Below are 16,748 nucleotides of genomic sequence, written 5' to 3' on the forward strand. Positions count from 1 at the left end.
GCTTGCGAAATACGCCGTACGGGCACACTCTTGCTTAAGGCAACTAGTTGCAGTCGCCAACCAATGGTTTGCTCCACCCCAAGGAAGACCCACATGGCACCTCAGAACTCCGCCGTCAGGCCCGAGGCCGACCTCGACCTTGCCGACCAGCTCGGCCACGAGCTGGTCCGGTTCATGCGCTTGATCACCAAGGCGAAGTCACAGGTGGCCAAACACGGGCCGGACGGGATCGAGAGGGCCGCGTACGCGATCCTCTTCTGCCTCGTCCACGAAGGCCCGCAACGCACCAGCAAGCTGGCCGAGTTCCTGCATTCGGAGATCTCCACGATCAGCAGGCAGTCCAGTTCGCTCGTGCAGCACGGACTCGTCGAACGGCAGGCCGACCCCGAGGACGGCCGCGCCTGCTTGCTCGCCCCGACCGCCGAAGGCCTTCGCGTCTTCGACGAAAACCGCAAGCACCGCGCCCGGTGGCTGGCCGAAGTACTCGGCGACTGGAGCCAGGAGGAGCGCGAGACGCTCAAGAAACTTCTCGCGCGGCTCAACACAGGTATCGAAAAGAACAATCCGTCGCTGTCCGACATCGCGGCGACGGCACAGGCCAAGGGGGCCTCGAACGCATGACGTCCACCGTTGAACAACAACCTCAGTCGCGAGGGGGAGCGCCCGCTGAAGACAGCGAGAGCGGTCCGCGGCTGACTCACCGCCAAATCGTCACGATCATCAGCGGCCTGATGTGCGGCATGTTCCTCGCCGCGCTCGACCAGACGATCGTGGGCACCTCGATCGTCCGGATCGCCAACGACCTGCACGGCTTCGACCTGCAGGCGTGGGCGACCACGGCGTACCTGATCACGTCGACGATCGCCACGCCGATCTACGGCAAGCTTTCCGACATCTACGGCCGCAAGCCGTTCTACCTCGCCGCGATCGCGATCTTCGTCGTCGGTTCGGCGGCCGCGTCGTTCTCGACGTCGATGTACGAACTGGCCGCGTTCCGCGCGGTGCAGGGTCTCGGCGCCGGCGGTCTGATGTCGCTGGCCATGACGATCATCGGCGACGTCGTCCCGCCGCGGGAACGCGCGCGGTACCAGGGGTACTTCCTCGCCGTGTTCGGCACGTCGACCGTGCTCGGCCCGGTGCTCGGCGGCTTCTTCGCCGGCTTCGACACCCTGGGCGGCCTGCACGGCTGGCGCTGGGTGTTCCTGATCAACGTGCCGATCGGCGTGATCGCGCTGTTCGTCGTCGCGAAGGTGCTGAACGTCCCGCACAACCGGCACGACCACAAGATCGACTGGTGGGGCGCGCTCACCATGGTCATCGCCGTGGTGCCGTTCCTGATCGTCGCCGAACAGGGCCAGAAGTGGGGCTGGGGCGACCAGAAGTCGATCTGGATGTACATCATCGGCGGCGTCGGCATCGTGCTGTTCATCGTCGTCGAGAAGCTGATGAAGGACGCCGCGCTGATCCCGTTGCGGCTCTTCAAGAACTCGACCTTCAGCGTGGCCATCATCGGCGGCGTGATCGTCGGCGTGGCGATGTTCGGCGCGATCACCATGATCCCGCAGTACCTGCAGGTCGTGCAGGGCTACACGCCGACCGAATCGGGTCTGCTGATGCTGCCGCTGATGGTCGGCATCATGTCCGCGTCGATCATCTCCGGCCGGATCACGTCGAAGACCGGGCGCTACAAGATCTTCCCGGTCATCGGCACCCTGCTGATCGCCGCGGGCGCGTTCTTCTTCGCCCAGGTCAAGTACGACACCCCGATCTGGCACCCGCTGGTCGCCGCGCTGGTCATCGGCCTCGGCCTCGGCCAGTGCATGCAGACGCTGATCATCGCGGTGCAGAACGCGGGCCCGCGCAAGGACATGGGCGTCTCGACCGCGTCGGCGACGTTCTTCCGCCAGATCGGCGGTACCGCGGGTGTCGCGGTGTTCCTGACGATTCTGTTCAACGTGCTGCCGGACAACATCACCAAGGCGTTCGGCGGGCACCTGCCTCCCGGCGCGGGAGCCAAGATCGGCGACGTGTCGGCCAACACCAGCGTCATCCAGACGCTGCCGGAGGCGGTGCGCACGCCGATCCTGATCGGCTTCACCGAGTCCATCACCACGGTGTTCTACACCGCGGGCGGCGTCGCGCTGCTGGCCACGCTGGTCCTGCTGTTCATGAAGGAGATCCCGCTGGCGGGCATGAACCCGGCCGCGGCCGCGGTCGAAGGCGGCGAAGCGCTGCTGGAGAACGTGGACGAGCCGGCTCCGGCCTCGGACGACACCGCGGAGCTGAAGACGGGTTCGCTGTTCGAGGAAGCCCCGCGCGAGCCGGTGCTGGTCGGAGCGGGCGGCAAGCACGCCCTGACCAACGGGCACGGCGACGCGCAGGCGGTGGCGGACGCCCGGCCGATGCCGATCACCAACTCGGTGGCCGACGCCGAATTCGGCACGACCACCGGTTCGGGCGGCGTCCCGGTCACCGGCCACGTGCGCCGCCAGGACGGCAGCCACGTGAGCGCGGCCGCGCTGACCCTGATCGACCAGCAGGGCCGTCAGGTGGCGCGGGCGACCGGCAACGGCGACGGCAGCTACTCGATCCCGACCCAGGGTCCGGGAACGTACGTGCTGATCGTGTCCGCTCCCGGCCACCAGCCGCAGGCCTCCAGCGTGATCGTCGGGGGCCACCCGGCGAAGCTGGACGTCACGCTCACCGGTTCCGGCGAGCTGACCGGCGTGGTCCGTTCGATCGGCACCTCGACCCCGCTGGCCAACGCGACGGTCACGCTGACCGACTCGCGCGGCGAGGTCAACGGCGCGTTCATCACCGCCGAGGACGGCGTCTACACCTTCAGCGGGGTCGGCGCCGGGCAGTACACGCTGGTCGCGAGCGGCCCGCACTACCGCCCGGTCGCGGTCACGCTGACGGTGCCGGACAGCGGCGTGCTGCGCCACGACGTCGAACTCGCCGGCGCGGTGCTGCTCCAGGGCGTCGCGCGCACCGAGGGCGACCGGATCGTGCCGGACGCGCGGATCACCGTGCTCGACGCGAACGGCAACGTCGCGGCGGTGGCCCGCACCGACAGCGAGGGCCGCTACGTGGTCAGCGACCTGCCGATCGGCTCCTACACGGTCGTGGCGAGCGGATACCCGCCCGCCACCAGCCAGGTGACGCTGAACGACGGCGAGGCCCAGCACGACGTGCGGCTGAGCTACGACCAGGCGCTCGACGAGCTGGTCGACCGGTCATGAGCGGGGGCCTGCGCGCACAGCTGCGCTCGAGCGGCGGATGGCCGGTCGAGAACGCGGTGCTCACGGTCACCGACCTCAACGGTCGCCAGATCGCGCGGCAGGTCACGGACGCGAAGGGGGCAGTGGTCACCGACCCGCTGCCCCCGGGCGTCTACACCGCCGTGATCACCGCGCCGGGGTACACGCCGCTGGCCCGCACCGTGCAGATCGGCTCCGACGGGGCCGGGCTGCTCGGCGACATCGCGCTCGCGCCGGTTTCCGGCGCGGTCGAGCTGCCGCCGGAGGGGCCGTGGACGATCGACCCGATGCACTCGTCGGTGGTCGCCACCGCGCGGCACATGGGCATCGCGAGCATCAAGGTGCGGTTCCCGGACGTGGCCGGGCGGATCGAGGTGGCCCGGCCGGTCGAGCGGTCGAGCGTGCGCGCCGAAATCAAGGCGGGCAGCATCGAAAGCGGCATCAAGATGCGGGACGACCACCTGCGTTCGGCCGAATTCCTCGACGTCGACGCGTATCCGCTCATCACCTTCGAAAGCACCGGGCTTTCCCAGCTCGGCACGGACAACTGGGCGCTGCGCGGAGTGCTGACGCTGCACGGCGAACGCCGCGACGTCACGCTCGACCTGCGCTACACCGGGCACGGTCCGGACCCGTGGGGCGGCGTGCGCGCCGCGTTCCACGCCGAAACGCAATTGCACCGCAACGATTTCGCGATCAACTACAGCGCGATGGTGCGGGCGGGCGTGGCCGCGATCGGCACGACCGTCAAGGTGGAGCTGGACATCGAGGCGGTGCAGGGCGAGTCCCTGCCGCAGTTCTAGGGGAAATCCGCGACAGGCCGTCCGGGAACTGTTCCGGGCGGCCTGTTCGTTGTCCTGGGCGAAAAGGGTGAACAGTCTGGTTATCCCAGGAATACCCAAAGTCACCGGATGCGGAGGATTCGATGGTTGCGTACTGCAGCCGGGCACAGCCACGTAGGCTCTTCGCGTGAACCTCGACGCCGCCCAGCCCGCGCACGCCGCGGGAATCGGCCTGAGCTGGCTGGACACCGCCGGCCCGGTGCTCGTCTGGGTCATCGTGCTGTCGTTCGTGCTCGTCGAATGCGCGCTCATCATCGGGCTGTTCCTGCCGGGCGATTCGCTGCTGTTCGGCGCGGGCGTGGTGCTCGCCCAGCACGGCTCGGACCTCAACGCGTGGCTGCTGTCCGCGGCCGCGCTGCTCACCGCCGTGGTGGGCAACCAGATCGGCTACTACATCGGCCGCGGCGCGGGCACCACGCTGATCGCCCGGCGCGGCGGGCGGATGCTCAACCGGCACAACCTCGAACGCGCGCAAGCCTTCCTGGACCGCAAGGGATTCTTCGCGATCGTCGCGGCGAGGTGGATCCCGTGGATCCGCACGCTGGCCCCGCTCATCGCGGGCGCCGCGCGGATGGATTCGCGGCGGTTCCTGCTCGCCACCACCGTCGGCGGGCTGCTGTGGGTGCCGACGCTGGTGCTGCTCGGCTACTACGGCGCGGGCCTGCTCGACGCCATCCCGTGGGTCAAGACCGTGGCGCTGTGGCTGAGCATCGCGTTCTTCGTGTTCGGCACCGCGTACGGCGTGCTGCGCTACCGCCAGGAAATGCGGCGTCCGGTCGACGAACCCGACGACGCGCACGCCTGAGTTTCAGGACGGATCGGACCAGACTTCCAGCTGGATGCCGTCGGGATCGCGGAACACGAGCACCGCGGAACCCTCGAAGGTCTGCGATTCCGTCGCGGGCAGGTAGGAAACGCCGTACTCCCGCAGGCGGTCCTCCCATTCGGCGACCTCGGCGCGCGACGAAACCGAGAACGCGACGTGGTCCAGACCAGTTCTGCGTTCGTCGAACGCGGGTCTCTCGGTGTCCGGATGCTGGACCAGCACCACGGAGAAACCGTCTCCCGCCGAACGCAGAACTACTTTGCGCACCCCGGTTTCCGGGTCTTCGCGCCGATGGCTTTCCTCGAGGTCGAGCACCCGGACGTACCAGGGAACACTTCGGTCCACATCGGTCACGGTGAGCGCCAGATGGTGCACAGACGTGAGCTTGGGCATGACTTTCGCGGCCGTCCTTTCAACCCCTCGTTCCAGACTCGCACACCGGGACAACCGCTTTGGGCGAGTTCACCGAGTTCCGGGGTCAATCGTGATCTGCCCGTCTCCGGGCGTCTCACACTCCGAGAAGGATCAACGGCCGCCGCCGACCTCGAGCACCGCGCCGACGGTGAACGACGCCTCCGGGGACAACATCCACAGCACGGCCGCGGCGATCTCCTCCGGCTGGCCGGCGCGCCCGAGCGGGATGGCCGCGCTGACCCGGTCGAGCCGGTCCGGCATCCCCGCGGCGGCGTGCAGCCCGGTCTCGACCAGGCCGGGCGACACCGCATTGACCCGGATTCCCTCGTCGGCGACCTCCCGCGCGAGGCCGAGGGTGAGCGTGTTGACCGCCGCTTTGGACGCCGCGTAGTGCACCCATTCGCCCGACGACCCGTTCCGCGACGCCGTGGACGAGACGTTCACGATCGCTCCGCCTGGCCCGCCGTACCGCGTCGACAGCCGCCGCACCGCCTCGCGGCAGCACAGGAAAACGCCGGTCACGTTGACGTCCAGCACCCGGCGCACGGTCTCGACGCTCTGCTCGTCGAGCCTGCCGGGCGTGTTGCCGGTGATGCCCGCGTTGTTCACCAGGCCAGCGAGCGGGCCCAGCTTGGCCGCCGCCGAAAAAGGTCGCTGACCTGCTGTTCGTCGGCGACGTCGGCCCGATGCGCAAGCGCTTGCGCATCGTGCGAGCGCACCCGTTCGGCGACCTCCTCGGCCGGCGCTGGGTCACCGGAGTAGTTCACCACCACGTCCCCCGACCTTCTTCCCCACCACCGCCCTCAACGGAGTGGCTTCGCCACGCTTGCCTAGTCCCGGCGGGTCGCGGCCAGTTCGCAGATCGCCGCGCCGATGCCCCGGCTGCCGCCGGTGACGACCAAAACCCCCACAGGTCACTCCTTACGCACGAGGTTTGAGCGGCTCGACGAACTGCGCGTCGAGCCAGCGCATCTGCGCCATCCACATCCACCACGTCGCGTCGTCCGGACAGTGCTGCCCGTCGACCGCTTCGCCCCGCAGCCACGCTCCCAGCAGCGCGGTGATCGCCGTGCACACGTCGAGCAGCGCGCGTCCCCACCACCACTGGTGCATCGGCGTGTGCAGTTCGAGGACCCCGCCGTGCTCCGGCAGCACCGACAACGCCCAGTCCAGCCGGGTCCGCACTTCGGCGAGCACCTCCGGCTCGCGCTGCGGCTCGCTGCCGGTCTCGCGCATCCGCTCCACCAGCAGCGCCAGCCGCGGATCCGCGAACGGGGTCTCGAGGTCGGACAGCCGCCGGTCGACCAGCGCGCGCAGCCCGTTCAGGTGGGTGCGCACGAGCGGGACGTACGGCGGGTAAAGGACGGCGATCCGAGCCTCGCCGGCGCGGTCCCAGGTGACCGCACCGGCGAAGGGATCCGTCGTCGCCGGGTCGGAGAACAGCACCTGCTCAGAGGGCGAAATTCGTCAGCGGCAGGTTCTCGAGCACCAGGTCGGCGCGGTCGCGGGTGTTCGCGATCAGGTCCGCGTTGCGCTGGTCGGAGCCGAGCGCGCGCTGCCGGGCCTCGACCAGCGAACGGCCGTAGCGCCGGTGCCGGGACACGAGCCGTTCGATCCGCTCCGGCTCGTCCGGGGCGAGGAACCACGCCTCGGTGAGGTACTGCCGCACGCCGCTCCACGGGTCGTCCGGAAGCAGCAGGTAGTTGCCCTCGGTGATGACCAGCTGCACCTCGGGCGCGACCGGAACGGCTCCGGCGATCGGCTCCTCGATCTCGCGGCGGAACTCCGGCGCGTACACCGTCTCGCGGCCCTCGGCGAGCCGGCGGATCAGGTGCACGTAGCCGGCCGCGTCGAAGGTGTCCGGCGCGCCCTTGCGGTCGGTGCGGCCCAGCCGCTGCAGTTCGACCTGCGCCAGGTGGAAACCGTCCATCCCGACGACCGCCGCCCGCGAACCGAGCGCGTTGGCGATCGCCCAGGCCAGCGTGGTCTTGCCGGATGCGGGCGCGCCGATGATGCCGAGCACGTGCCGTTCCCGCGGTTTGGCCAGCTTCTCGGCCCGCGCCAGCAGATCCTCGAACGCCGTCATCGCACTCCCTCTTCTCTGCTCTTCGCCAGTTCCCCGACCGGCCCGGTCCACGAACGCGGACCCACGTGCCGGACGCGCTCCGCGGCCACCGCGTTCGCGTAGCCGATCCAGTCGGCGACCGCGCCTTCCCGCGTCGCGACCGCATACGCGAGCGCACCGTGCCACACGTCTCCGGCCCCCAGGGTGTCCCGCGCTTCGACGAGCGGCACGGGGACCTGCCCAGAGTCTTCCGTAGTGCTCCAGGCGACCGGCTCCGGGCCTGCCGTCGTGATCGTCACTGACACTCCGCGTTCGGCCAAACTCGGTGCGGGAGCACGGAACCGCGCTGAACAGGCTGCCACGCGGACCAGTGGCAGCAACTGGTCCAGTACCGGTTTCCAGCTGCCCGCGTCGAGAACGACCGGCACCTCGCGGGTGCGGGCCTCCTGGGCGACAGCAAGCGCTAGCTCGGGATGGTGCCCGTCGACGAGGACCGCGTCCACGCCCTCGAAAATCGGGGCGAGGGCAGGCAGTTCGAGCGGCTCTGCCGACGCGGCGTTGCGGGAGACGACGGTGCGTTCGCCGTCGCCGTCCCGCACTACGACCGCGCTGACCGGCGGTGCCTGGGTGCGTTCCGGAGCGAGATCGACCAGGTCGACGCCGCAGGCTTCGAGGTCCGCGCGGGCGAGCGCGGCCAGCGGGTGTGCACCGAGAGCCGTCACGAGGGTCGCTTCGGCTCCGAGGGCGGCGACGGTCACCGCGGCGTTGGTCGCCGGCCCACCGGCCGCGACATCCACCTGCAGCGACTGCACCTTCTCGCTCGGCTCCGGAAATTCCGCGACCCGTTGTACGACGTCGACGGTGCACAAACCCGCCAGCAGCACTCGCACGTCAGGTCAACCCGGCGTGCGTGGTTGAAGCGACCTCGACGACTTCGCCGTTCTCGTCGAGCTTCAACGCACCAGTGAGCAGGCCGACGACCTGGTTCATGCTGTGCGTCTTCGGCGACACCACGGCGACACGCTTGCCGAGCCGGTGCACGTGGATCCGGTCCGCGATTTCGAAGACGTGCGGCATGTTGTGGCTGATCAGCACCACCGGCAGGCCGCGGTCGCGGATCCGGCCGATCAGCTCCAGCACCTTCGCGGATTCCGCGACACCCAGCGCGGCCGTCGGCTCGTCCATGATCACCGCTTTGCGGCCGAACGCCGCCGCGCGCGCCACCGCGACGCCTTGCCGCTGGCCGCCGGACAGCGTTTCCACCAGCTGCGTAATGGATTTGACCTTGATGCCGAGATCGTCGAGGATCCGCTGCGCCTCGGTGCGCATGGCCGCACTGTCGAGCTTGCGCAACCCGATGCCGAACGGTCCCTTCAGCCGCTTTTCCCGGCCCAGGAACATGTTCGACGCGATGTCCAGCGCCGGTGCGACCGCCAGATCCTGGTACACCGTCTCGATTCCGTAGTGCCGCGCGTCCAACGGGGACTTGAAGTGGACCGTCTTCCCGTCCACTTTGATCTCGCCGGCGTCCGGCACCACCGCGCCGGACAACGCCTTGATGAGGCTGGACTTCCCGGCCCCGTTGTCGCCCACTACGGCGAGCACTTCGCCGGGGTAGAGGTCGAAATCGGCGCCGTCGATGGCGGTGACCCGGCCGTAGCGTTTCACCAGGCCGCGCGCGGAAAGGGTGGGCTGCTGCTGGTTCGAGGAAGTCATGACTGCTGCTGCCTCCGTGCGATCCGGTCCACGACCACCGCGGCGATCAGCAACGCGCCGGTCGCCAGGTCCTGGTAGTTGCCGTCCACGCCCATCTGCGTCAGCCCGGAGCGCAGCACGGCGACGACCAGCGCGCCGAACAGCGTGCCCAGCACCGAACCGCGTCCGCCGAACAGGCTCGTGCCGCCCAGCACCACCGCGGTGATCGAGTCGAGGTTGCCGAGCTGGAACTGGTTCGGGTCGGCGTTCGGCGTGCGGCCGAGCGCCTGCCACGCGGCGATGCCGAAGCACAGACCGGCGACGAGGTAGACCGACAGCACGGTGCGGTTGACCTTGATCCCGGACAACCGCGCGGACTCCGGCGCGTTGCCGACGGCGTAAACGTGCTTGCCCCACGCGGTTTTCGTGAGCGCGTACCAGACGGCGAGGAACATGAGCAGCGCGAGCGTCATGCCGTAGGTGATCGGGATGCCGCCGAAGAGGTACCGCTTCGTGCCGAGCCAGGTGAGCAGTCCGTCGGACACCGGGACCGCCTGGCCGCCCGCGATCAGCTTCGCCACCGCGGTCAGCCCGGTGAACGTGCCGAGCGTGATGATGAAGGCGGGCAACTTGATCCGGGTCGCCAGGGTGCCGATGAACAGGCCGACGACGACGGTCAGCGCGACCCCGGCCAGCAGTGCGAAGAAAACGTTCGTGACCGCGGCCAGTTTCGCCATCACCAGCGTCGCCACGACCATCGACGACGCGTTGGAAAGGTCGATGCCCGCGATCAGGATGATCAGCGTCTGGCCGAGCGCGAGCGTGCCGACGACCAGCGATTGCTGGACTACTGTGGACAGGTTGTCCAGGTCGAAAAAGGTGTCCGTGGCGAAGGAAAACACCAGGACCGCCACGACCAGTGCCAGCGCTGGGCCGACTGCCGGGGCGCGGAGGAAGAACTCGCCGAGCGTTTCGCGCTCGCGGTTGTTGACCGTAGCGGTCGTCATTTCCCGCCTCCCCAGCAGTTCTGCAGACCCCAGGCGGTGTCCTTGCTCGGCACCCCCGGCATCGGGTGGTCGGTGATCGCGGTCGAGCCGGTGTTGACGAACCCGCTCGGCTTCTTCCCGGTCTTCGCGTACTCGACCGCCGCGAGCACGCCCTGTTCGGCCATCTTCCGCGGGAACTGCATGACGGTGACGGCGAACTGGCCGTTCTTGACGTTCTGCACGCCCTCGCAGCCGCCGTCGATCGAGCCGACGATGAGCTGGTTGTCGAGCCCGCGTGCTTTCAGCGCCGCGTACGCGCCGCGGCCCATCGGCTCGTTCATCGTGTACACCGCGTTGAGATCGGTGGTGCGCTGCAGGAGGTTCTCCATGCCCTGCTGGGCGAGGCTCTGGTCGCCGTTGGCGTTGGTGTGGCCCTTGATCTCCGGCGCGCCGTCCTTGAGCCCGATGCCCTTGAGGAAGCCGCCGTGCCGCTGGGTGTCGACCGAACTGCCCGCGGTGCCGTCGACCATCAGAAGCTTGGGGTCCGCGCCCTTCAGCGCCGCCTTGACGTACGCGCCCTGCTGCTCGCCCGCCGCGAAGTTGTCGGTGGCGAAGGTGGCGTCGACCGCGTCCGGCGGTTCGGTGGCGGTGTCGAGGGCGATCACCAGGATGCCGGCGTCGCGGGCGTCCTTGATCGCCTTGAGCACGCCGGTGGACGAACTCGGGGTGATCAGGATGGTGTTGACGCCCTGCTGCATCAGGTTCTCGATGGCGCGCACCTGACCGTCGTTGTCGCCGTCGAACTGGCCGGCGAGGGCGCTGAAGTCGGCTCCGTTGGCCTTGGCCGCGGCGGCCGCGGCGCTGCGCAGTTCGACGAAGTACGGGTTGGTGTCGGTCTTCGTGACGAGGCCGACCTTGGCCTTGCCGCTGCCGCCGGTTTTGGAGCTGCCGCCCCAGTGGCGTTCGACGGTGCACCCGGCGGTGGAGACCGCGACAGCGGCCGCCAAAGCGAGTGCGGTGAGACTCCGGTGTCTCATGGAGATGCCCTCCGAATCGAGGTGCGAGCTTGCCGATGGACGGGAAGGTAGACAGACTCGGGGGTTGACGCAAGCGTTTGCGCAAACGCTTGCCAACGCTCCTGGTTTCGCTCTCTTGGTGAAGGACAGACATGCCGCGACCCCGCTCGACCCGCCCGACCCAGCGCGACATCGCCGAAATGGCGGGCGTGTCGATCACGACGGTGTCCCACGTCGTCAACGGCACGCGGGCGGTGGCCGAGGAGACGAAAGCCGCGGTGCTGCGCGCGATCGAGACCACCGGGTACACCGGCGACGCGATCGCGCGTTCGCTGGTCACCGGGGGCACGCGGTCCATCGGGATGGCGATCTCGCTGGTCGCGAACCCGTATTTCGCGGCGCTGATGCACGCGATCGAACGGGAGGCGTCGGCAAACGGATACACTGTGCTGCTCGCGGACACGCACGACACCGCGGGCACCGAACGGGACGTGGTGCGCGCGCTGCGGTCGCGCCGGGTCGACGGCCTGCTGATCACGCCCGCGCCCGGCGACGGGTCGGTGCTCGGCGAACTGGTGTCGCTGGACGTGCCGACCGTGCTGATGGACCGGCTCACCACCCGGACCGACATCGACCAGGTCGGCGCGGAGAACATCCAGGCGACCTCGGCGCTGACCGCGCATCTGGCGTCGCTGGGCCACCGGCGGATCGGGATGATCTCCGGCGCGCCCGGGCTGACGACGAGCGACGAACGCGTGCTGGGCTACCGGCTCGGCCTCGGCCGCTCGGGGTTGAGCTGGTCGCCGGATCTGGTGGCGTGCGGACAGTCCTCCCGCGACGGTGGCGGGTTGGCGTTGAGCACGCTGCTGGCGCTGCCGGATCCGCCGACCGCGCTGGTGGTGGCCAACGACAGCATGATGGTCGGCGTCCTGCACGAGGCGCGGCGGCGGGGTTTGCGGATCGGCCAGGACCTGCCCGTGGTGGTGTACGACGACGTCGAATGGGCCGATCTCGTGGACCCGCCGCTGACGACGATGGCCCAGCCGATCGACGAAATCGGCCGCCGCGCGGTACAACTGCTGCTGGCCCGGCTGGCGGATCCCGGCCGGCCAGCCGAGACTGTACGGTTGCCGCCGACCCTGCGGCACCGGGCTTCGTGCGGGTGCGGGTCTTGACTGCCCCGGGTAACCAGGCCCGCGGCCGTTCACTCACCTCAGTGATTCTCGGGACCCGATCGTCTCGGACCCTCTCTGGTGCGGCCCGACAGTGGCTACTGTTGGGTAGGTACCGACGACGAGGGCCGGGAAAATGACCGTTCTGGCGCCGGAGGTCTCCCACTGGGACCTGCCGGTCACCCATCGGTTCGGGGTGGCACTGGGGAGGCACGCCAGCCCGTACCACGACCAGCTGCTGCGCGCGATCCGCGGCGCTGCCGCGCGGGCGGGCTGCGACCTGCTGCTGGCCGACACCGGCGATTCGGCGCGCGGGGAAGCCGAAGTGCTGCGTGCGCTGCAGGCGGACCGGGTCGACGGCGTCCTTCTGGTGCCCGCCCCCGGTGACGAGGAGGTCGTGAACGGACTCGTCCGGACCGGGGTGCCCACGGTGCTAGTGGACCGGATCGCTGGCCGCAACGATGTCGACCAGGTCGGGTCGGAGAATTTCCAGGCCATGTCCGCACTGGTCGAGCACCTGGCCGCGCGACGGCACCGGCGGATCGCGTTGATCACCGGCACCGAAGGCACCACGGTGAGCGAAGAACGCGCCCTGGGCTATCGCCTGGGCCTGGGCCGCGCGGGGCTGCGGTACCACCCGGAACTGGTGGCGTCCGGCCAATCCACCGCGGGCGGTGCCGCTCGTGCCGCCGCCAAGCTTCTGGACGGCTGGCCTTCGCCGACCGCTCTGGTGGTCGCGGGCGAGGCGATGCTGATCGGCGTGCAGTGGGAAGCGCACCGCCGCGGCATCCGGATCGGATCGGAACTGGCGGTCGTCGGATACGGCGACATGGACTGGGCGCGGACGGTTTCGCCCGGCGTGACGACGATGGCGCAACCGATCTCGGAAATCGGCCGCCGTGCGGTGCAGTTGCTGCTGGCGCGCTGCCGTGAGCCGGAGCGTCGGCCGGAGTCTGTTCGTCTCGCACCGCGTTTCCTGCACCGCGCTTCGTGCGGTTGCTGAGTTTTTAGAGCGTGGCGGCGGCTTCCAAGAGCATCCACCCTCCAATTTGGACAGACAAATCCCGCTCCGCCTTGTTTGGCGGGTTCGTTGCCGGCTTCTCCCAGTAGGCACTGAACAACGGCCCGGATTCCTCTTGCGTCGCACCGTTCCAGCACGCTTCCGCGGACTGTCGCACTAGCCTTTTCGCCGTTTCCGCTTCGGGTCGGGGCAGGTTTTTGGCCGCCAGCGCCAGATATCGGGCGGCGATCGCGGAGAAGAGCCCGCCGTCGCCGCCTTCCGAACCGGGGAGAATGCCTTGCGGTGCGAGGTTTTTCTCCACCGCACGGACGGTGCGGGCGGCGTCGTCCCAGCGGTGCTGCTCCAGACAGGCACCTAAGTAAACCCCTTGGCAGTACGAGAAAACATGCTTTACCAGTTCGCCGGTATCCGCCCGGATCCCGTCCCAGACGAGGCCGGTCTCCGGGTCGACCAAGGTGTCGGTGAGCCATTGCGTCATGACGGCGGCGCGTTCCTGATCACCCGTCCGAGCGTGAAAGATAGCCGCCGGGCCGTTTGCCGGAGTATTCTTGAAGGAGTCGCCCCGCCGCCACCATATTCCCCCGCCAAGGTCTGTTGTCCAGCCTTCGTGCAGCCGTTTGCTGATCGCCTCGATCGGTTCGTCCACTGTGGATAGTTGGAGTTGGCGTACTCGGTGCAAGGCGAGCCCTAGCCAGGCTATGTCGTCGTAGTAGTCGTTGACCCAGGAACCGAAATTGCGGCGGTGCACCGTCGCGATGAAGCGGTTGATCAGCCGTGCGCGTTCGTCGGTGGGGTGCCGGAGTTGCGCGTCGACGAGGCTGTCGAGGAGGTGTGCTTGCCACCAGTAGTTCCAGTGCCAGTGGAACCGCTGGCTCAGGGTAGGCGGCCAACCGCTGCGCCCGAGGACGGTGCCAGGGATGGCCCACAGGCGGCGGAGGTGCCTGGCACAGACTGCCCGCTCGGCTGCTTCGGCTCGCTCAGCCGCAGTGGCTCGCTCGGCAGCAGGGGCTCGCTCGGCAGCAGAGGCTCGCTCAGCCGCAGGGGCTTGCTCGGCTGCTTCGGCTCGCTCAGCCGCTTCGATGCGCCCGGCAGCTTCGACCCGCTCAGTCTCGGCCGCAGCAGCACGCTCACCTGCGGCGACCCGCTCCGCCGCTGCGACACGCTCGACGGTGGCGGCATGCTCACCTTGGGCAGCCCGGTCCGCCGCCGCGCGGTCGGATGCAGCACGGTCGGCCGCCACCGCACGGTCGGACGTGGCACGGTCGGCCGCTGCCTGCTCTGCCGCCGCACGATCGGACGTGGCACGGTCCGCCGCCACAGCCCGCTCCGGCCCCGCACGGTCAGAGACACGGTCCGCCGCGGCCGCCCGCTCAGGCGCTTCGGCACGGTCACGCGGCGCGACCCGCTCGGTCGCTGCGGCACGGTCGGCGGCGGCACGGTCGGCGGCGGCACGGTCGACTGAACGGGCTGCATCCTTGGCCGGTTCTGGCGCACCGTCGATCGCTGTCGGGCGTGCAGTGGGGTCCGCCGCACCCTCGGCCGGGTCCGCCGCGCGCTCGGCCGGATTCGCCGCATTTCCGGATAAGTTCGCCGCGCCCTCGGCCGGGTTCGCCGAACCTTCCGCGGCGCTCGCCGAGCGCTCGACCGCTGCGCGCTCGGCCGGATCTGCCGCGCTATCGGCCGCCTTTTCCGTGCGATCGGCCGCGTTTTTCCTGCCCTTGGCCGGGTTTCCCGCGTCCTTGGTCGGATCTGCCGTGCCCTCGGCCGGGTCCGCCATGCCCTCGGCAGCGTTCGTCGTGTCATCTGCTGCCGGGCGGTCGGCAGGGGCAGCCGCGCGCGCCGGGTCCGGGTGGGACTTATCGGGGCGGGCGGGGGCGGGACCGGCGGGATCGTCGGAGGAATCGGCGGTCATGGCTCGATTCTGCCTGCGCTGCGGAAAACCTGCCTCTCCACGACGCGGTCCGGGTGACTGTACTGGGGAGCGTCACCGGAGAACGCCGCGGCCGGCGTTTGGACTGGCGTCTCGTGAGTGTTTGTGCCGGTTCTAACCGGCATAGCCACTCACGAGCACCCCCGGCGGCGGTTACCAGGCTTGGGACAGATCCGCGTGTTGGCGGATCCACGCGTGCATCACAATGCCTGCCGCGACACCCGCATTGATCGACCTTGTCGTCCCGAACTGGGCGATGGACACCACTTTCGCGGAGTCCGTCTGCGCCGCTTCGGACAGGCCGGGGCCTTCCTGGCCGAACAGCAGCAGGCAGTTCCGGGGCAACTCGGCGGTTTCCACCGGCTCGGCACCGGGCGTGTTGTCCACGGCTACCACCGTCAGACCCTCCGCCGTGGCGAAATTCAGCAGGCTCGCGACGTCCTCGTGGTGGCGAAGGTGCTGGTAGCGGTCCGTCACCATCGCGCCTCGGCGGTTCCAGCGGCGGCGGCCGACGATGTGGACTTCTGCGGCCGCGAAGGCGTTCGCGGTGCGGACTACCGTGCCGATGTTGTGGTCGTGCTGGAAGTTTTCGATCGCGACGTGGAACGGGTGCCGTCGGGTGTCCACATCGGACACGATGGCTTCGCGGCGCCAGTAGCGGTAGGCGTCGACCACGTTGCGGCGGTCGCCGTTGGCCAGGAGTTCGGGGTCGTAGCGCGGGTCGTCTGGCCAGGTGCCCGGCCAGGGACCGACGCCTACCTCCTCGCGGTTCACCCACTCGGTGGGGCCCGCTTCGGGTTGTTCCGTCGTCACGAAGGACGATTGTCGCTCAGCCGAGGCTGACGCCGTGCGCCGGACTCTCGTCGTGGCGGTGGCGCCACCTCAGGTACGCGCCCAGGTACGAGATCACCAGCACCGCCAGCGCCACCACGACCACCACCGGCAGCAGCGAGCGCGGGATCACCGTGCCGTAGAGGTAATACGCGTTGAACCCGCCGGGCAGATCGCCGAGACCCTGCTGGTGCCGGAAGAAATCCTCCAGCGCCGTGAGCGGGCACGGAATCGGCGTGACATTGACCAGCACGCCCCACATCGCGAAGAAAATGTGCACGAAAATGACCTTCGGCCAGCGCCACGCGAGGAAGCCGCCGAAGCCGATGAAGAGCAGGGCGAGGATGTGCACGGCCACGGTGACATCGGCGAGAACGTGCGCCACTGTCGTGTCCACCTTCGCCCCCTTCCCAGTGCACCTACCAGCGACGTTACTCCGATTACCCGCCCACGGAGCGGGAAATAGGGGGACCTGATGTGATGTTCGACCCACCGGAGCAACGAGTTCACCCGGCAGGTAACGGAGGGATCACTCCGGGTAGGAGACACCCCGGAACGCCTGCGCGAGGGGACCCGCCGCGCCAAAAATGATTTCGTTCCGTACCCGCCGCGAGGAGCGCGAATCGTCGGAGAAAGCGGGCGGAAACGCGGAAAGGGGCAACGGACGCGGTCGGCCGACGTCCGGCCAGA

Annotated in this window: 16 protein-coding genes and 1 pseudogene; 6 read left to right on the forward strand and 11 right to left on the reverse strand. The window is 69.2% G+C overall.

The window, feature by feature from the left end; genetic code table 11:
- Positions 1 to 93 precede the first annotated feature (93 nt).
- The 4 genes from CU254_RS38115 to CU254_RS38130 all read left to right on the forward strand — a co-directional run bounded on the left by CU254_RS38115 (position 94) and on the right by CU254_RS38130 (position 4,907).
- Positions 94 to 621 (forward strand): MarR family winged helix-turn-helix transcriptional regulator, encoded by a 528-nt coding sequence (locus CU254_RS38115; protein WP_037716203.1) that lies wholly within the window; start codon positions 94 to 96, stop codon positions 619 to 621.
- Positions 618 to 3,242: an MFS transporter gene (locus tag CU254_RS38120; protein WP_009084938.1), complete on the forward strand. Its 2,625-nt coding sequence runs from the start codon at positions 618 to 620 to the stop codon at positions 3,240 to 3,242. Before CU254_RS38115 ends, CU254_RS38120 begins: the two co-directional genes overlap by 4 nt.
- Positions 3,239 to 4,063 (forward strand): YceI family protein, encoded by an 825-nt coding sequence (locus tag CU254_RS38125; protein ID WP_009084940.1) that lies wholly within the window; start codon positions 3,239 to 3,241, stop codon positions 4,061 to 4,063. The genes CU254_RS38120 and CU254_RS38125 overlap by 4 nt, the downstream gene beginning before the upstream one ends.
- 166 nt (positions 4,064 to 4,229) lie before the next feature.
- Complete coding sequence (locus CU254_RS38130; RefSeq protein ID WP_009084941.1) at positions 4,230 to 4,907, forward strand: DedA family protein; 678 nt, start codon at positions 4,230 to 4,232, stop codon at positions 4,905 to 4,907.
- A 3-nt stretch (positions 4,908 to 4,910) separates the two neighbouring features.
- Here the strand turns inward: CU254_RS38130 and CU254_RS38135 are convergent, their stop codons facing one another.
- The 8 genes and pseudogenes from CU254_RS38135 to CU254_RS38170 form a co-directional block, all read right to left on the reverse strand.
- Positions 4,911 to 5,321: a VOC family protein gene (locus tag CU254_RS38135; RefSeq protein WP_009084944.1), complete on the reverse strand. Its 411-nt coding sequence runs from the start codon at positions 5,319 to 5,321 to the stop codon at positions 4,911 to 4,913.
- 132 nt (positions 5,322 to 5,453) lie between these two features.
- Positions 5,454 to 6,253: pseudogene (locus tag CU254_RS38140) on the reverse strand (SDR family oxidoreductase).
- 10 nt (positions 6,254 to 6,263) lie between these two features.
- Positions 6,264 to 6,788 (reverse strand): hypothetical protein, encoded by a 525-nt coding sequence (locus CU254_RS38145; RefSeq protein WP_009084948.1) that lies wholly within the window; start codon positions 6,786 to 6,788, stop codon positions 6,264 to 6,266.
- A 4-nt stretch (positions 6,789 to 6,792) separates the two neighbouring features.
- Positions 6,793 to 7,428 carry a nucleoside/nucleotide kinase family protein gene (locus tag CU254_RS38150; RefSeq protein WP_009084950.1) on the reverse strand — a complete coding sequence of 212 codons (636 nt, stop codon included), beginning with the start codon at positions 7,426 to 7,428 and terminating at the stop codon, positions 6,793 to 6,795.
- Complete coding sequence (locus tag CU254_RS38155; protein WP_078561195.1) at positions 7,425 to 8,291, reverse strand: PfkB family carbohydrate kinase; 867 nt, start codon at positions 8,289 to 8,291, stop codon at positions 7,425 to 7,427. The genes CU254_RS38150 and CU254_RS38155 overlap by 4 nt, the downstream gene beginning before the upstream one ends.
- A 7-nt stretch (positions 8,292 to 8,298) precedes the next feature.
- Positions 8,299 to 9,123: an ATP-binding cassette domain-containing protein gene (locus CU254_RS38160; protein WP_009084955.1), complete on the reverse strand. Its 825-nt coding sequence runs from the start codon at positions 9,121 to 9,123 to the stop codon at positions 8,299 to 8,301.
- Positions 9,120 to 10,109, reverse strand: coding sequence for an ABC transporter permease (locus tag CU254_RS38165; RefSeq protein ID WP_009084957.1), 990 nt, complete (start codon positions 10,107 to 10,109; stop codon positions 9,120 to 9,122). The genes CU254_RS38160 and CU254_RS38165 overlap by 4 nt, the downstream gene beginning before the upstream one ends.
- The gene (locus CU254_RS38170; protein WP_037716205.1) at positions 10,106 to 11,125 is read right to left on the reverse strand and encodes a substrate-binding domain-containing protein; all 1,020 of its coding nucleotides are present in this window, start codon (positions 11,123 to 11,125) and stop codon (positions 10,106 to 10,108) included. Before CU254_RS38170 ends, CU254_RS38165 begins: the two co-directional genes overlap by 4 nt.
- A 131-nt stretch (positions 11,126 to 11,256) precedes the next feature.
- Here CU254_RS38170 and CU254_RS38175 point away from each other — a divergent pair, with 131 nt between their 5' ends.
- Together CU254_RS38175 and CU254_RS38180 are read left to right on the forward strand one after the other, a co-directional pair.
- Entirely contained in the window at positions 11,257 to 12,279 is a 1,023-nt protein-coding gene (locus tag CU254_RS38175) for a LacI family DNA-binding transcriptional regulator (protein WP_009084961.1), read from the forward strand.
- A gap of 133 nt (positions 12,280 to 12,412) precedes the next feature.
- Positions 12,413 to 13,279 carry a LacI family DNA-binding transcriptional regulator gene (locus CU254_RS38180; RefSeq protein ID WP_009084964.1) on the forward strand — a complete coding sequence of 289 codons (867 nt, stop codon included), beginning with the start codon at positions 12,413 to 12,415 and terminating at the stop codon, positions 13,277 to 13,279.
- A gap of 4 nt (positions 13,280 to 13,283) precedes the next feature.
- Here CU254_RS38180 and CU254_RS38185 read toward each other — a convergent pair whose 3' ends face one another.
- The 3 genes from CU254_RS38185 to CU254_RS38195 all read right to left on the reverse strand — a co-directional run bounded on the left by CU254_RS38185 (position 13,284) and on the right by CU254_RS38195 (position 16,443).
- A complete protein-coding gene (locus tag CU254_RS38185; protein WP_050788523.1) occupies positions 13,284 to 14,225 on the reverse strand; it encodes a glycoside hydrolase family 76 protein in 942 nt (313 codons plus the stop codon).
- A 1,155-nt stretch (positions 14,226 to 15,380) separates the two neighbouring features.
- Complete coding sequence (locus CU254_RS38190; protein ID WP_009084968.1) at positions 15,381 to 16,040, reverse strand: RNA methyltransferase; 660 nt, start codon at positions 16,038 to 16,040, stop codon at positions 15,381 to 15,383.
- Positions 16,041 to 16,056: 16 nt separating this feature from the next.
- On the reverse strand, positions 16,057 to 16,443 hold the full coding sequence (locus CU254_RS38195; RefSeq protein ID WP_037716207.1) for a DUF2784 domain-containing protein: 387 nt from the start codon (positions 16,441 to 16,443) through the stop codon (positions 16,057 to 16,059).
- Between the last annotated feature and the right edge of the window lie 305 nt (positions 16,444 to 16,748).

It is taken from the genome of Amycolatopsis sp. AA4 (genome assembly GCF_002796545.1).
Lineage (GTDB): Bacteria > Actinomycetota > Actinomycetes > Mycobacteriales > Pseudonocardiaceae > Amycolatopsis.

What these genes read in the sequence shown, in the direction of transcription:
- CU254_RS38180 (WP_009084964.1), top strand. Translation starts at nt 12,413, where the DNA reads ATGACCGTTCTGGCGCCGGAGGTCTCCCACTGGGACCTGCCGGTCACC.
- CU254_RS38175 (WP_009084961.1), top strand. Translation starts at nt 11,257, where the DNA reads ATGCCGCGACCCCGCTCGACCCGCCCGACCCAGCGCGACATCGCCGAA.
- CU254_RS38115 (WP_037716203.1), top strand. Translation starts at nt 94, where the DNA reads ATGGCACCTCAGAACTCCGCCGTCAGGCCCGAGGCCGACCTCGACCTT.
- CU254_RS38125 (WP_009084940.1), top strand. Translation starts at nt 3,239, where the DNA reads ATGAGCGGGGGCCTGCGCGCACAGCTGCGCTCGAGCGGCGGATGGCCG.
- CU254_RS38170 (WP_037716205.1), bottom strand. Translation starts at nt 11,125, where the DNA reads ATGAGACACCGGAGTCTCACCGCACTCGCTTTGGCGGCCGCTGTCGCG.
- CU254_RS38160 (WP_009084955.1), bottom strand. Translation starts at nt 9,123, where the DNA reads ATGACTTCCTCGAACCAGCAGCAGCCCACCCTTTCCGCGCGCGGCCTG.
- CU254_RS38120 (WP_009084938.1), top strand. Translation starts at nt 618, where the DNA reads ATGACGTCCACCGTTGAACAACAACCTCAGTCGCGAGGGGGAGCGCCC.
- CU254_RS38135 (WP_009084944.1), bottom strand. Translation starts at nt 5,321, where the DNA reads ATGCCCAAGCTCACGTCTGTGCACCATCTGGCGCTCACCGTGACCGAT.
- CU254_RS38150 (WP_009084950.1), bottom strand. Translation starts at nt 7,428, where the DNA reads ATGACGGCGTTCGAGGATCTGCTGGCGCGGGCCGAGAAGCTGGCCAAA.
- CU254_RS38165 (WP_009084957.1), bottom strand. Translation starts at nt 10,109, where the DNA reads ATGACGACCGCTACGGTCAACAACCGCGAGCGCGAAACGCTCGGCGAG.